Source organism: Leucobacter sp. UCD-THU, assembly GCF_000349545.1.
GTDB classification, from domain to species: domain Bacteria; phylum Actinomycetota; class Actinomycetes; order Actinomycetales; family Microbacteriaceae; genus Leucobacter; species Leucobacter muris.
This window is the reverse complement of record NZ_KB714602.1, coordinates 199,671-214,298: the sequence shown is the minus strand read 5'-3', so window position 1 is coordinate 214,298 and position 14,628 is coordinate 199,671. Positions and strand designations below refer to the sequence as shown.

General features: G+C 70.3%; 11 protein-coding genes and 1 pseudogene. 9 read left to right on the top strand and 3 right to left on the bottom strand.

The window, feature by feature from the left end; genetic code table 11:
- Window positions 1–228 precede the first annotated feature (228 nt).
- The 8 genes from iolC (at window position 229) to H490_RS24190 (ending at window position 9,836) form a co-directional block, all read left to right on the top strand.
- Window positions 229–1,182 carry a 5-dehydro-2-deoxygluconokinase gene (iolC, locus tag H490_RS24225; RefSeq protein WP_031290024.1) on the top strand — a complete coding sequence of 318 codons (954 nt, stop codon included), beginning with the start codon at window positions 229–231 and terminating at the stop codon, window positions 1,180–1,182.
- A 1-nt stretch (window position 1,183) separates the two neighbouring features.
- Window positions 1,184–2,068 (top strand): class I fructose-bisphosphate aldolase, encoded by an 885-nt coding sequence (locus tag H490_RS24220; protein ID WP_017884059.1) that lies wholly within the window; start codon window positions 1,184–1,186, stop codon window positions 2,066–2,068.
- A 138-nt stretch (window positions 2,069–2,206) separates the two neighbouring features.
- Window positions 2,207–3,718 (top strand): CoA-acylating methylmalonate-semialdehyde dehydrogenase, encoded by a 1,512-nt coding sequence (locus H490_RS24215; protein ID WP_017884058.1) that lies wholly within the window; start codon window positions 2,207–2,209, stop codon window positions 3,716–3,718.
- Between the two features lie 100 nt (window positions 3,719–3,818).
- The gene (gene iolB / locus H490_RS24210) at window positions 3,819–4,739 is read left to right on the top strand and encodes a 5-deoxy-glucuronate isomerase (RefSeq protein ID WP_017884057.1); all 921 of its coding nucleotides are present in this window, start codon (window positions 3,819–3,821) and stop codon (window positions 4,737–4,739) included.
- Window positions 4,740–4,827: 88 nt separating this feature from the next.
- The gene (gene iolD, locus H490_RS24205) at window positions 4,828–6,753 is read left to right on the top strand and encodes a 3D-(3,5/4)-trihydroxycyclohexane-1,2-dione acylhydrolase (decyclizing) (protein WP_031290023.1); all 1,926 of its coding nucleotides are present in this window, start codon (window positions 4,828–4,830) and stop codon (window positions 6,751–6,753) included.
- A 228-nt stretch (window positions 6,754–6,981) separates the two neighbouring features.
- A complete protein-coding gene (locus H490_RS24200; protein WP_017884055.1) occupies window positions 6,982–7,905 on the top strand; it encodes a sugar phosphate isomerase/epimerase family protein in 924 nt (307 codons plus the stop codon).
- Window positions 7,906–7,918: 13 nt separating this feature from the next.
- Window positions 7,919–8,935: a Gfo/Idh/MocA family protein gene (locus H490_RS24195; protein ID WP_017884054.1), complete on the top strand. Its 1,017-nt coding sequence runs from the start codon at window positions 7,919–7,921 to the stop codon at window positions 8,933–8,935.
- A 28-nt stretch (window positions 8,936–8,963) separates the two neighbouring features.
- Window positions 8,964–9,836, top strand: a complete 873-nt coding sequence (locus H490_RS24190) for a sugar phosphate isomerase/epimerase family protein (RefSeq protein ID WP_017884053.1) — start codon at window positions 8,964–8,966, stop codon at window positions 9,834–9,836.
- A gap of 126 nt (window positions 9,837–9,962) precedes the next feature.
- Here the strand turns inward: H490_RS24190 and H490_RS24185 are convergent, their stop codons facing one another.
- Window positions 9,963–10,730 (bottom strand): sulfite exporter TauE/SafE family protein, encoded by a 768-nt coding sequence (locus H490_RS24185; protein ID WP_017884052.1) that lies wholly within the window; start codon window positions 10,728–10,730, stop codon window positions 9,963–9,965.
- 109 nt (window positions 10,731–10,839) lie between these two features.
- Between H490_RS24185 and H490_RS0115980 the strand changes: the two are divergent.
- Window positions 10,840–12,255: pseudogene (locus H490_RS0115980) on the top strand (sugar porter family MFS transporter); the annotation flags it as partial.
- A 196-nt stretch (window positions 12,256–12,451) separates the two neighbouring features.
- Here the strand turns inward: H490_RS0115980 and H490_RS24180 are convergent.
- Together H490_RS24180 and H490_RS24175 are read right to left on the bottom strand one after the other, a co-directional pair.
- Window positions 12,452–13,480 (bottom strand): Gfo/Idh/MocA family oxidoreductase, encoded by a 1,029-nt coding sequence (locus tag H490_RS24180; protein ID WP_031290021.1) that lies wholly within the window; start codon window positions 13,478–13,480, stop codon window positions 12,452–12,454.
- Window positions 13,481–13,596: 116 nt separating this feature from the next.
- Complete coding sequence (locus H490_RS24175) at window positions 13,597–14,592, bottom strand: sugar phosphate isomerase/epimerase family protein (RefSeq protein WP_017884049.1); 996 nt, start codon at window positions 14,590–14,592, stop codon at window positions 13,597–13,599.
- Between the last annotated feature and the right edge of the window lie 36 nt (window positions 14,593–14,628).

Below are 14,628 nucleotides of genomic sequence, written 5' to 3'. Positions count from 1 at the left end.
CGTGCGAGGCGCCGGCCGCAGCGCGAACGGAACAGGGGCCGCTGATCCGCGCCCGCTCTCCGTGCACTGAGCGGCGACGTCTGGCGAGCCGCGCTACTCCTATGTGATGACAACATTACCTCCATTGAGGCGATGTGGTGCCACCGGCTTCGCTTCGTGATATTGTTAGGACAAATGCAGCGGCGCACGGCGCGCTGCTCATGTCATGAACCGGAAGGCGGGGAGCGAATGTCGGAACAGCGGCGTCCTGATGACGTGTTGGTGATGGGGCGGCTCGGCGTCGACGTCTACCCGTTGCAGAAGGGTCCGCTCGAGGACGTCGAGAGCTTCGGCAAGTACCTCGGGGGCAGCGCGGCCAACGTCTCGGTCGCGGCGGCCAAGTACGGCGACACGAGCGCCCTCATCTCCCGAGTGGGCGACGACCCCTTCGGCCGCTACCTGCTCCGCGAACTCGACCGCCTCGGCGTCGACCCCCGCGAGGTGAGGGTCGATCCCGAGTTCCCCACCCCCGTCACCTTCTGCGAGATCTTCCCGCCTGACGACTTCCCGCTCTACTTCTACCGCAAGCCCAAGGCGCCCGACCTGCAGATCACGAGCTCCGACCTCGACCTCGACGCCGTGCGCGCCGCACGCATCTTCTGGTTCACGCTCACCGGGCTCAGCGAGGAGCCCAGCCGCAGCGCCCACCACACCGCCCTCGAGGCGCGCGCCGGCCACAGGCACACCGTCTTCGACCTCGACTACCGCCCCATGTTCTGGGCCGACCCCGCCGAGGCCACCGCCCAGGTCGAGCGCGCCATCGGCAACGCGACCGTGGCCGTGGGCAACAAGGAGGAGTGCGAGGTGGCCGTCGGCGAGACCGAGCCCGACCGCGCCGCCGACGCGCTGCTCGAGCGCGGCATCGAGCTCGCCATCGTGAAGCAGGGCCCGAAGGGCGTGCTCGCCAAGACCCGCGACGAGCGCGTCGAGGTGCTCCCGCACTTCGTCGACGTGGTCAACGGCCTCGGATCGGGGGACGCCTTCGGCGGAGCGCTCTGCCACGGCCTGCTGCAGGGCTGGGAGCTCGAGCGCATCCTCCGCTTCGCGAACGTCGCCGGCGCCATCGTCGCGACCCGACTGGAGTGCTCCACGGCCATGCCCGACGCCGCAGAGGTCGAGGCGATTCTTGCGAAGGGGGCCTGAGATGGCACTGGACTTCGAGCGCCTGCGCGAACTGCGCGCCGCCGACCCGGCGGGCGTCGGCCGCGCCCTCGCCGAGCGCCGCCGACGCGATGTGATCCGCGGCGACGGGCGGCTGTTCATCGTCGCCGCCGACCACCCCGCCCGAGGCGCGATCGCCGTCGGCTCCAATAAGACCGCCATGGCCAACCGCTACGACCTGCTCGAGCGCATGGCGCTCGCCGTCTCCCGCCCCGGCGTCGACGGCGTGCTCGGCACCCCCGACATCATCGACGACCTCGCCGCGCTCGGCCTGCTCGACGACAAGCTCGTCGTGGGCTCGATGAACCGCGGCGGCCTGCGCGGAGCCTCGTTCGAGATGGACGACCGCTACACCGCGTACGACGTGCCCGCCATGAAGCGGCAGGGCATCGACTTCGCCAAGACCCTCATCCGCGTCGACCTCGACGACGCGGGCACCGCCTCCACGCTCGAGGCGACGGCCCGCGCGGTCGACGCCGCGGCCGCGGCCGAACTGCCCATCATGCTCGAACCGTTCATGAGCGGCCGTGTCGACGGCAGGGTCGTCAACGACCTCTCGGCCGACGCCGTGATCCTCTCGACCGCGATCGCCTCGGGCCTCGGCAACTCGAGCGCGTACACGTGGATGAAGCTGCCCGTCGTGCCCGAGATGGAGCGCGTCATGGAGGCCACGACGATGCCCACGCTGCTGCTCGGCGGCGACAACGGCGGCGATCCCGACGAGACGTTCGCCGCGTGGGAGCACGCGCTCGGGCTCCCCGGCGTGCGCGGCCTCACGGTGGGCCGCACCCTGCTCTACCCCCACGACGACGACGTGGCCGCGGCGGTCGACACGGCCGCGCGCCTCGTGCACCGCGACCTGCCCTAGCGCCGGCGTCGGCACTCGGCGCCGGCTCACCTCGCGCGAGCCGGTCCGAGCCTCGCGCGGCCCGCGCGTTTACCGATAAGAATGTCAGTGGCCCCGCCCAGAATGGCGGGCACACACCTCCACCCCGAAGGGAACCCCATGAGCACCGATCTCCCCGTGATCCCGCACTGGATCGACGGCGCACGTCGCGAGTCGGCGAGCGGTCGCACCGCCCCCGTCTACAACCCCGCCACCGGTGAGGTGCAGGCCCATGTGGCGCTCGCCGACGAGGCCGAGATCGCCGAGGCCATCGCGTCGGCGCAGCGCGGCTTCGAGCTGTGGAGCGAGTTCTCCATGGCCAAGCGCCAGACCGTCATCTTCAAGTTCCGCGAGCTGCTCAACGAGCGCAAGCCCGAGCTCGCCGCGATCATCACCTCCGAGCACGGCAAGGTGCTCTCCGACGCCATGGGCGAGATCCTGCGCGGCCAGGAGGTCGTCGAGCTCGCCACCGGCTTCCCCCACCTCATCAAGGGCGCGTTCTCCGAGAACGCCTCCACCGGCATCGACGTCTACTCGATCAAGCAGCCCATCGGCGTCGCCGGCATCATCTCGCCCTTCAACTTCCCCGCCATGGTGCCGATGTGGTTCTTCCCCGTCGCCATCGCGGCCGGCAACGCGGTCATCGTGAAGCCGAGCGAGAAGGATCCCTCGGCGTCGCTGTGGCTCGCCGAGCTGTGGAAGGAGGCGGGTCTGCCCGACGGCGTGTTCACCGTGCTCAACGGCGACAAGCTCGCGGTCGACGGTCTGCTCACCGACCCCGCGGTGCAGTCGATCTCGTTCGTCGGCTCGACCCCTATCGCGCAGTACATCTACGAGACCGCCTCGAAGCACGGCAAGCGCGTGCAGGCCCTCGGCGGCGCGAAGAACCACATGCTGGTGCTGCCCGACGCCGACCTCGACCTCGTCGCCGACCAGGCGATCAACGCCGGCTACGGCGCCGCGGGCGAGCGCTGCATGGCGATCTCGGTCGTGCTGGCCGTCGAGCCCGTCGCTGACGAGCTGATCGAGAAGATCAAGGAGCGCATCGCGAACCTCAACATCGGCAACGGCGCATCGAGCCCCGAGCCCGACATGGGTCCGCTCATCACCGACGTGCACCGCGACAAGGTCACGGGCTACATCGACATCGCCGAGCAGGACGGTGCGACGATCGTGGTCGACGGCCGCGACTTCACGGTCGACGGTCACGAGAACGGCTTCTTCGTGGGCCCGACCCTCATCGACCACCTCCCCACCACCTCGCGCGCCTACACCGAGGAGATCTTCGGGCCCGTGCTCGAGATCGTGCGCGTGAAGACCTTCGAGGAGGGCGTCGAGCTCATCAACTCGGGCGCCTTCGGCAACGGCACCGCCATCTTCACCAACGACGGCGGAGCCGCCCGGCGCTTCCAGCATGAGATCCAGGTCGGCATGATCGGCATCAACGTGCCGATCCCCGTGCCGGTCGCCTACCACTCCTTCGGCGGCTGGAAGGCCTCGCTCTTCGGCGACTCGAAGGCGTACGGCGTGCAGGGCTTCGAGTTCTTCACCCGCGAGAAGGCGATCACCAGCCGCTGGCTCGATCCCGCCAAGCACGGCGGCATCAACCTCGGCTTCCCGCAGAACGACTGACGCACGGGCCGCGCCGGGGGCGCGGCGGTCGGAGCCCGGGGGCGGGAGCCCCCGGCCCGGCCCCGCTCGCCCGGCCGGCAGGGCTGGAGAGGAGAACGACATGACACAGCAGGCCGAGCGCTGGTTCCACCGCCGCGGCGAACTCGCCGAGGGCGGCTGGGAGAGTGTGGTCGACGAGCGCACCCCCGGGTGGGAGCACACCGGCATTCGAGTGGGCAGACTCGAGCCGGGCGCCTCGCTCGACCTCGAGGGCACCGGCGTCGAGCGCCTCATCGTGCCCCTCTCCGGCTCGTTCCGGGTGACCCACGCCGAGAACGGCGAGCAGGCGGTCACCGAGCTCGCCGGCCGGCCCTCCGTGTTCGCGGGCCCCACCGACGTGCTCTACCTCTCGGCGGCCGCCACCGGAACCGTCACCACGACTTCGCCCGGCGAGAGCCGCTTCCTCGTCGCCACCTCGCCCACCGACATCGTGCGCCCCACCCGCTACATGCCGGCCGAAGAGGTGCCCGTCGAACTGCGCGGAGCCGGCGCCTCCAGCCGCCAGGTGCACAACTTCGGTCGCAAGGAGGCGCTCGACGCGGCCCGCTTCATCGTGGTCGAGGTCATCACCCCGGCCGAGAACTGGTCGTCGTATCCGCCCCACAAGCACGACGAGCACGTCGAAGGCCACGAGTCCGAGCTCGAGGAGATCTATTACTTCGAGGTCGCGCCCACCAAAGACGCCCCAGAGGGCGTCGACGCTGAGCACGCCTTCGGCATGTTCAGCACCTACTCGTCTCCCGCGGGGCAGATCGAGATCGACTCCCAGGTGAAGACCGGCGACGTGGCGCTCGTGCCCTACGGCTACCACGGCCCCGCGGTCGCGGCGCCGGGTTACGACATGTACTACCTCAACGTGATGGCCGGGCCCGACCCCGAGCGCACCTGGCTCATCAGCGACGACCCGGCCCACGGCTGGGTGCGCGAGACCTGGGAGGGGCAGCAGCTCGACTCGCGCCTTCCCTTCACCGCCGACCGCTGACCCTCCACCCGCTCGCGCCCCGCCGTGCGAGCGGGCCGATCCTTCGACGGGCTCAGGGCCCGACCCCTCAAGCGAAACGGAGACCACGATGACTACCCGTCGAATGACCGTCAGCCAGGCGCTCGTCGAGTTCCTGGCGAACCAGTGGACCGTCGACCGCGCCGCCGACGGCACCGAGATCCGCGAGCGCACCGTGCCCGGCATGTTCGGCATCTTCGGCCACGGCAACGTCGCCGGTGTGGGTCAGGCCCTGAAGCAGTGCAACGCCGAGAACCCCGAGCTCATGCCCTACTACCAGGCCCGCAACGAGCAGGCCATGGTGCACCAGGCCGTCGGCTACGCCCGGATGCATCGGCGCCGCGGCACCTACGCGTCGGCCGCCTCGGTGGGCCCCGGCGCCACGAACCTGCTCACGGGAGCGGCGCTCGCCACCACCAACCGGCTGCCGGCGCTGCTGCTGCCGAGCGACACCTTCGCCACCCGCGTCGCCGACCCGGTGCTGCAGCAGCTCGAGCAGCCCCACGACATCGGGCTCACCGTCAACGACGCGTTCCGCCCCGTCTCGAAGTTCTTCGACCGCGTGCAGCGCCCCGAGCAGCTGTTCTCGATCGCCCTCGCGGCGATGCGCGTGCTCACCGACCCCGCCGAGACCGGCGCGGTCACCATCGCGCTGCCCGAGGACGTGCAGGCCGAGGCCTTCGACGTGCCCGTCGAGTTCCTGCAGCCGCGCGAGTGGCGCATCCGTCGCCCGCGCCCCGAACGCGACGCGCTCGCGCTCGCCGTCGAGGCGATCCGCGCGGCGAAGCGGCCCTTCATCGTGGCCGGCGGCGGCGTGCTCTACTCCGACGCCGAGCAGCAGCTGCGCGAGTTCGTCGAGGCGACCGGCATCCCGGTCGGCTCCTCGCAGGCGGGCGGAGGCGTGCTGGACTGGGATCACCCGCAGTACCTGGGGGGCGTCGGCGCGACCGGCACGCTCGCGGCAAACCGCCTCGCGGCAGAAGCCGACCTCATCATCGGCATCGGCACCCGCTACAGCGACTTCACCACCGCCTCCCGCACGGCGTTCCAGAACCCCGACGTGCGGTTCGTGAACATCAACGTCGCATCGTTCGACGCCTACAAGCACGGCACGCAGATCCCCGTGATCGCCGACGCCCGGGAGGCGCTGCTCGATCTGCACACGGCTCTCTCCGACCTGCGCGTCGAGGCCGACTACGCTGAACGCGTGGCCTCCGAGAAGGCGCAGTGGGACGGCATCGTCGACGAGGCGTTCCGGCCCTCGGGGCTCGCGCTGCCGGGCCAGCCCGAGATCATCGGGGCCGTGCAGCAGGCCTCCGCGCCCGAGGACGTGATCGTGCAGGCGGCGGGATCGCTGCCCGGCGACCTGCACAAGCTGTGGCGCGTGCGCGACCCGCTCGGCTATCACGTCGAGTACGCGTACTCGTGCATGGGCTACGAGATCGCGGGCGGCCTGGGCGCGAAGCGCGGCCTGCTCGCCGACGGCGACGACCGCGACGTGATCGTGATGGTGGGCGACGGCTCGTACCTGATGCTCAACTCCGAGCTCGTCACGGCCGTGGCCGAGGGCATCAAGATCATCGTGATCCTCATCCAGAACCACGGCTACGCCTCGATCGGCCACCTCTCCGAGACGGTCGGTTCCGAGCGCTTCGGCACCTGGTACCGCGAGTACGACGAGCGGGCACGCAATTTCCAGGGAGATCGAGTGCTGCCCGTCGATCTGGCGATGAACGCCCGCAGTTATGGCATGGACGTCATCGAGGTCGAGCCGGGCGCCGACGCGATCGACGAGCTGCGGGCCGCGATCGCGCAGGCGAAGGCGTCGGATCGCGCCACGTTCATCCACATCAACAGCGACCCGCTGATCTACGCGCCCGACGGCGCGGGCTGGTGGGACGTGCCGGTGCCGCAGGTGTCGACGCTCGAGTCGACCCAGCGGGCCCGCGCCGAGTACGAGCAGCAGGTCGCTGCGCAGAAGCCGCTGCTGGGCTGAGCCCGGACGACCCGCTGCGGGGGCCGCCCGGACGCCGCACGTCGCGCGCGTCCCGGCGGCCCCGCTGCGCGTGCGGCGGGCTTCCGGATGAGCCTTCGAACGCGTTCGCCCGAGGGTCTGGGAAAGACGATCCGAGTGCCCTACAATGGCATATTGTCATATCAAAGCCCGAGCGCAGCGGCGCGAGCGGGCCGCCCCGCGCAGAACGAGTGAGGAAGCATCACGCACATGGCAGCTATCACCGACAACCCCGGACTGCGCATCGGCACGGCGCCCGACTCCTGGGGCGTCTGGCACGCGGACGACCCCGGCCAGGTGCCCTGGCGGCGATTCCTCGACGAGGTCGTGCAGGCGGGCTACGAGTGGATCGAACTCGGCCCCTACGGCTACCTGCCCACCGACCCCCACCAGCTCGAGGACGAACTCGGCACGCGCGGCCTCAAGCTCTCGGCCGGCACCGTCTTCACGGGCTTCCACAAGGGCGACGAGCAGTGGCAGCGGGCCTGGGACCAGGCCCTCGCGGTCGCCGGCCTCGCCTCGAAGCTCGGCGCCGAGCACCTCGTCGTGATCCCCGACCTCTGGCGCAGCGACGTCACCGGCGAGAACCTCGAGCCCCGCACGCTCGACGACGAGCAGTGGACGAAGCTCGCCGCCGGCCACGACCGCCTCGGGAAGGCGCTGCTCGACGAGTTCGGCATGCGGCAGCAGTTCCACTCGCACGCCGACAGCCACATCGGCACCACGCGAGAGGTGCTGCGCTTCCTCGACGAGACCGACCCCCGCTACACGAACCTCTGCCTCGACACCGGCCACTTCGCCTACTACGGCGGCGACAACGTGCAGCTCATCGAGCAGCGCCCCGAGCGCATCGGCTACCTGCACCTCAAGCAGGTCGATCCCACGCTGCTCTTCGACGTGCTGAAGAACGACACGTCGTTCGTCGACGCCGTCGCCGACGGCATCATGATCGAGCCGCCGAACGGCATCCCCGACCTCGCACCCGTGATCGAGGCCGTCGCGAAGATCGACCCCGAGATCTTCGCGATCGTCGAGCAGGACATGTACGGCTGCGACGTCGACCGCCCCCTCCCGATCGCCCGGCGCACCCGTGAGCACATCTTCGGCTGCACCCACCTGGCGCGAATCTCCTAAGGAGCAAGAAAAGATGACTGAAGAACTCCGCGTCGCCGTCGTCGGCGCCGGCATGATGGGCGCCGACCACATCAAGCGCATCACGCACCGCATCGCGGGCGCCCGCGTCTCCGCCATCGTCGAGCCCGACGCCGGCCGTGCAGAGGCGGCTGCGGCCGACGCCCCGGGATCCCTCTCCTTCACGCGCCTTGAGGAGGCGATCGAGGCCGGCGCCATGGACGCGGTGCTCATCGCGACCCCCGGCCAGTTCCACGCGCCGGTGCTGAAGCCGGCACTCGAAGCGGGGCTGCCCATCCTGTGCGAGAAGCCCCTCACGCAGACTTCGGAGAGCTCGCTCGAGATCCTCGAGCGCGAGCAGCAGCTCGACCGTCCGCACATCCAGCTCGGCTTCATGCGCCGCTTCGACGACGAGTACCAGGCCCTGCGCGAGCTCGTCTCCTCGGGCGAGAGCGGCGAGCTGCTGATGGTGCGCGCGCTGCACCGCAACCCCTCGGTGCCCGAGAGCTACACCGAGGACATGCTCATCACCGACTCGGTGGTGCACGAGTTCGACGTGGTGCCGTGGCTCGCCGGGTCGCGCGTCGTGAGCGTCGAGGTGAAGCACCCCCGCCGCAACTCGCTCGCCCCGGAGCGCCTGCGCGAGCCGATCCTCGTGATCATGGAGCTCGAGAACGGCGTGCTCGTCGACGTCGAGATGAACGTCAGCGTGCAGTTCGGCTACCAGGTCGCCACCGAGGCCGTCTTCGAGAAGGGCATCGCCCGCATCGGCCAGCCGTCGGGCCTGCAGCGCTGGGACGCCGGGTTCTTCCGCGTGCGGGAGCACGAGAGCTTCACCACGCGGTTCGCCGCCGCCTACGACGCGCAGATCCAGCGCTGGGTCGACGCCGTGCGCCGCGGAGACCTCATCGACGGCCCCAACGCGTGGGACGGCTACCTCGTCGCGCTGTCGTGCGAGGCCGGGGTCAAGGCCCTGCACGAGGGCGGTATCGTGCCCGTCGAGGCGCCCGAGCGCCCCGCTTTCTACGCCTGACCCGCACCGCACAGCAAAGGAGCTCCCGATGGTTCGCATCGCTCTCGATCCCACCCCCTACAACGGCACCGTCCACCTGCTCGACTTCCCGGACCTGGTGGCGCGGCTCGGCTACGAGTACCTGCAGCTCACCCCGAACCCCGACTTCGGGCGCCACTTCCACTATCCGAAGGTCGACGGCGACATGATCGCGAAGCTCAAGAAGCGCGCGAAGGACGCCGGGGTGACGATCACGTCGGTGCTGCCCGTGCAGCGCTTCGGCGGGCCCGAAGAGCACCAGGTGCAGGCCGCGATCTTCAACACGACCCGCTACATCGAGATCGCGGCCGAGCTCGAGGCGCCCATCGTCAACACCGAGTTCTCGGGCCGCCCCGAGCGCGAGGAGGAGTCGGAGTTCGCGTTCTACCGCGCGATGGAGGCGCTGGTGCCGGTGCTCGAGCGCGAGGGCGTCACGCTCAACTTCGATCCGCACCCCGACGACTTCGTCGAGGACGGGCTCGAGGCGTGGCGCATCATCCGCGGCCTGAACACCGACCGCGTGGGCTTCGTCTACGTGGGTGCGCACACGTTCCACTACGGTGACCGCGCGGCCTCGCTGCTGCCCGAGGTCGGTGATCGCCTGGGCGCCGTCTACGCGGCCGACACCTTCGACCACACGCGCTCGAACGCGCTGCGCTACATCACCAACCCTCCCGGCAACGCCGTGCGCGTGCACCAGCACCTCGCGATCGGCGACGGCGACGTCGACTGGGCCGAGCTCTTCGGCACGCTGCGGCAGACGGGCTTCCTCGACCGCGAGGACGCGCTCATCGTGTCGAACGTGTTCGCCGAAGATGAGCGGGCCGACGAGATCTCGAAGTTCCAGCTCGCGAAGATCACGGAGCTGATCGCCTCGGCGTGATCCGGGACAGGGTCGGGCGGTGCGTGATCCGTCGAGGGGCGCCGAAGCGGCGCGCTTCGACGGATCCCGTCGCCGTTGCCGGGCCGGCTGCGGGGCGGCCGGGCCGCGGAACGCCGTGCCCGCCGCTCAGCTCAGCAGCAGGTAGAGGGCGCCGAGCACGGTGCACAGGATCACGGCCCACTCGAAGGCCTGCTGCCTGATGCGATCGGCGATCCAGCGCCCGAGCATCGCGCCCCCGATCACGCCGGGCACGAGCAGCAGGTCGAGTAGCAGCGTGCCCGGCGTGATGAGCCCGAGGCTCACCGACACGGGCAGCTTCGCGAGGTTGAGCACGGCGAAGAACCAGGCCGCGGTGCCGAGGAACGCCTTCACCGGGAAGCGCGCGGCGAGGAAGTACATCGACATCACGGGACCGCCGGCGTTCGCCACCATCGTGGTGAAACCGCCGAGCGAGCCGTAGCCGACGCGAGCGAATGCGGCGGCGCGATCCGACTCGGGTGCGACGCCGATGGGGCGGCGCCTCGCGTGCTGCCAGAGGGTGAACGCGATGATGAGCAGCAGGATCACGCCGATCACGCGGCGCACCCACGCGTCGTCGGCGAGGGCGAGGAACCCGGCGCCGAGTGCGAGGCCGGCGACGACGGCCGGGATGAGTCGGATCAGCGTGCGCCAGTCGGCGTGCCTCCGGTAGCTGAGCAGCGCGAAGAGATCCCCTACGATGAGCAGTAGGAGCAGCGCGCCCGTCGATGCGCGCGCGGGTAGCACGGCCGCGAAGACTGCGATCGAGAGTGTATTGATGCCGGGGATCGCGGTCTTCGAGACGCCCACGAGCACCGCCGCGAGCGCGAGCAGTGCCCAGGTGGGCGGCGCGAGGTGCGGAAGCAACGACGTCACGGGGCCACCCTATGCCCCCGCCCAAGTTTGTCCAAATGTAACGACATTGTTAAGCTCGGGTGAGCGCTCCGTTACGACTCGAGCGCGCGATCGACGAAGGAGTCTCTTCATGGCCTCAGCATCCATCGACCCGAGCACACCGACCCTGCCGCCGCTCACCGGCGGCCCGCACCGCAAGCGGCTCGGCCTCGTCGCGCTGATCGCGACCTTCGGCGGCCTGCTCTTCGGATACGACACGGGTGTGATCAACGGGGCGCTGCGGCCCATGGCCGCCGAACTCGGCCTCAACCCCTTCACCGAGGGAGTCGTCACCAGCTCGCTCATCTTCGCCGCCGCGATCGGCGCCATGCTCTGCGGCCGTCTCTCCGACGGCTGGGGCCGCCGCAAGACCATCATCCTGCTCGCCGTGCTGTTCTTCGTCGGCACCCTCTTCGTCGTCGCGGCCCCCGGCCTCACCGTGCTCGTGATCGGGCGCGTGCTGCTCGGCCTCGCGGTCGGCGGCGCCTCGACCGTGGTGCCCGTCTTCCTCGCCGAGATGGCACCCTACGAGATCCGCGGCTCCCTCGCGGGCCGCAACGAGCTGATGATCGTCACCGGCCAGCTCGCCGCCTTCGTCGTCAACGCGATCATCGGCAACGCCCTCGGCCACCTCGACGGCGTCTGGCGCATCATGTTCGCGATCTGCGCGCTGCCCGCCATCGCGCTCTTCTTCGGCATGCTGCGCATGCCCGAATCGCCGCGCTGGCTCGTCGAGAAGGGCCGCCGCGCCGACGCGCTCGCGGTGCTCAAGACCGTGCGATCCGAAGATCGCGCCGAGGCCGAGATGCGCGACCTCGAGCGGATCACCGCCGAGGAGGCCGTCGAGACCCAGCTCGGAAAACGCGTTCGAAAACCNATCGGCATCGGCGTCGGCATCGCCCAGCAGCTCACCGGCATCAACTCGATCATGTACTTCGGCCAGACGGTGCTCGTCGAGTCGGGCTTCGACGAGAGCGCCGCCCTCATCGCGAACATCGCCCCCGGCGTCATCGCCGTGGTGGGCGCCATCATCGCCCTCGCCATGATGGACCGCTTCGATCGCCGCAAGACCTTCATCACCGGCCTGACGCTCACCACCGCGAGCCACCTGCTGATCGCGCTCGCCTCCATGACGCTGCCCGTCGGCAACCCGGCGCGACCCTGGGTGATCCTGCTCCTCGTCGTGCTGTTCGTCGGCTCGATGCAGACGTTCCTCAACGTGGCCGTCTGGGTCTACCTCTCCGAGATCTTCCCGCTGCACATGCGCGGCTTCGGCATGGGCGTCGCCGTGTTCATGCTCTGGGTGACCAACGGGTTCCTGTCGCTCTACTTCCTGTCGCTCGTCGACGCGGTCGGGATCACGGGCACGTTCTACCTCTTCGCCGGAGTGGGCGCACTGGCGCTGCTGTTCGTGTGGAGGTTCGTGCCCGAGACGCGCGGCCGCACGCTCGAGGAGCTCGAGGAGGACGTCACGACCGGCGCGATCTACCTGCCGTTTTCGAAGTTCTTTTTCGAGCCCACCGTCTGGGAGCGCTACCGCTACCGCTACGACGCCGAGACCAAGAAGCTCGAGAAAGAGGTCGTGGCCGAGTTCGAGCAGNTCGTGCCCCATGAAAATGGGTTCGAAAAAGGCGGTTCCCCCGAACCACCTGCGATTCTCGCCTCTCGACGGGGAGGAGCGCGGGTGCGGGGAGGGACGCGGGCTACGCGGTCTCGACCTCGATCGAGCGGCCCCGCGCATCGCTCTCCCTCGCGGCGTCGAGCACCGCGATCGTGTGCAGGGCCTCGTCGAACCGCACCGGCAGTGGCGCACCCTCGGCGAGCGCCGCGTGCAGACCGCGGTAGAACGCCGAGTAGTCGCCAGCGGCCGAGGGCACCCGCCGCTCGCCCGCCGCAGTCGAGAGCACGCCCCAGCGCTCCTCCCGCTCCACGCCCCACTGCGCGGCCGCCGCCGGCCGCTCGCCCGCCATGATCCGGTCGAACTGCACGTCGTGCATGCGCGACGCATACGATCCCTCGCTGCCGTAGACCACCATGCGGCGCTCCGACCGGCGCCCCAGCTTGCTCGCCGAGACCGCGCTGTAGACCCCCGAACCGTGGTGCAGCCCGAGCGCGAAGCCCACGTCGATCCTGCCGCCGTCGACGTCGAGCCAGTCGAGGTGCCCGTCGACCCGGGCCACCGGCCCGAACAGCTGGATCGCCTGGTCGACGACGTGCGCCCCGAGGTCGCGCAGCAGGCCGTCGTCGGGCCCGGACTCGAGTGTGCCCGGGTTGTCCTGATCCAGCACCAGCTCCGCGCGCCACGGCGTGCCGAGCGCGCCCGACTCGAGCACGCCGCGCAGCGTGACGAGATCCGTGTCCCAGCGCCGGTTCTGGAACACCGTCAGCACCCGGCCCGCGGCCCGCGCGGCGTCGGCCAGCTCGCGGGCGCCCGAGAGATGCGGGGCGAACGGCTTGTCGGCCACCACGTGCGCGCCCCGCGCGAGCGCTCGCAGCACCAGCTCGCGGCGGGTACCCGGGGGCGTGGAGATGACCACCGCGTCGACGCCGGCGTCGAGGAGGTCGTCGAGCGAATCGAAGGCGGGCACCCCGGGCGCCTCCTCGGCAAGCTGCGCGCGGCGCGCGGGCGAGCGGGTGACGACACTCGCGATCCGCCACTCCGCCGCGGCCTGGATGTAGGGCAGGTGGAAGAGCCGGCCTCCGGCTCCGTAGCCGACGAGTCCGATGCGCATGGGGCTCCCTTCGAGACGTGCTGCGGTTCCGAGCGTACCCGGGGCGGCGAACGCGGCAGGGGTCGGCGGGTCCGATCCGCCGGCGATCCCGCCTGCGCCCGCCGCCCGGCCCGCGCCTACAGCGCGGCGGCGGCGTCGCGCAGCACCCGCGAGGCCACCTCGAGGCCCTCGATGCGCCCGAGCGAGACGTCCTCGTGCTCGATATTGACCCACATCTCGGGATCCACGTCGCGCAGCGCCCGCAGGAACTCGGTCCAGAACGCCGTGTCGTGGCCCCTGCCGAGCGCCACGAAGTCCCACGCCGACTGCTTCGGCCACTCGTTCGCCCACTCGTCGCCGCCGAGGTTCGTGCGGGGCTCGTCGGGCGACAGACGGCGGAACGAGTTGTCGAGCACGCCGTTGAGGCGCGCGAACTCGGGGTTCACGCGCACGTCCTTCGCGGCGGCGTGGAAGACCAGCTCGCCGAGGTGCCGCACGACCGCGACCGGGTCCATCTGCTGCCAGAACAGGTGCGAGGCGTCGAGCTCGACCCCCACGTGGGTCGCGCCCGTCAGCTCGATGAGCTTGTGCACGTCGGCCGAGTTGAACACGAGGTTCTGCGGGTGCAGTTCGAGCGCCACCTTCACCCCGTGGTCGGCGGCGAAGCGGTCGATCTCGCGCCAGAACGCCGCCGCGATGTCCCACTGGTAGTCGAGCACGTCGAGCGCGGCCGAGTTCCACGCGTTGACCACCCAGTTGACGACGGTCGAGCCGGGCTCACCGCCCGGCAGGCCCGACATGGTGACCACGCGGTTCTGGCCGAGCCGCGCGGCGAGCTCGATCGAGCGGCGCACGTCGGCGGCGTGAGCGTCGCCGATGAGCGGCTTCGGGTGCAGCGGATTGCCGTTGCAGTTGAGGCCGGCGATCTGCACGCCGGTGCCCTCGAACCGGCCGAGGAACTCGTCGCGGGCCGCGTCGGAGGTGAGGATCTGCTCGCGGTTCGGCACGTGCACCGGGGGCAGGAAACCGCCCGTGTTCAGCTCGATGCCGGTGAGGCCGAGGCGCTGCACGACCGCGATCGCCTCGGGGAGGCTGCGGTCGTGCAGGATCGCGTTGTAGACGCCGAGTTTCATGTGCGGTGCTTTCTGTTGAAGGTGGTTGCTCGGGGG

Bases quoted from the DNA above. Each gene is read 5' to 3' on its own strand.
- iolC (WP_031290024.1), top strand. From the start codon at position 229: ATGTCGGAACAGCGGCGTCCTGATGACGTGTTGGTGATGGGGCGGCTC.
- H490_RS24220 (WP_017884059.1), top strand. From the start codon at position 1,184: ATGGCACTGGACTTCGAGCGCCTGCGCGAACTGCGCGCCGCCGACCCG.
- H490_RS24215 (WP_017884058.1), top strand. From the start codon at position 2,207: ATGAGCACCGATCTCCCCGTGATCCCGCACTGGATCGACGGCGCACGT.
- iolB (WP_017884057.1), top strand. From the start codon at position 3,819: ATGACACAGCAGGCCGAGCGCTGGTTCCACCGCCGCGGCGAACTCGCC.
- iolD (WP_031290023.1), top strand. From the start codon at position 4,828: ATGACTACCCGTCGAATGACCGTCAGCCAGGCGCTCGTCGAGTTCCTG.
- H490_RS24200 (WP_017884055.1), top strand. From the start codon at position 6,982: ATGGCAGCTATCACCGACAACCCCGGACTGCGCATCGGCACGGCGCCC.
- H490_RS24195 (WP_017884054.1), top strand. From the start codon at position 7,919: ATGACTGAAGAACTCCGCGTCGCCGTCGTCGGCGCCGGCATGATGGGC.
- H490_RS24190 (WP_017884053.1), top strand. From the start codon at position 8,964: ATGGTTCGCATCGCTCTCGATCCCACCCCCTACAACGGCACCGTCCAC.
- H490_RS24180 (WP_031290021.1), bottom strand. From the start codon at position 13,480: ATGCGCATCGGACTCGTCGGCTACGGAGCCGGAGGCCGGCTCTTCCAC.
- H490_RS24175 (WP_017884049.1), bottom strand. From the start codon at position 14,592: ATGAAACTCGGCGTCTACAACGCGATCCTGCACGACCGCAGCCTCCCC.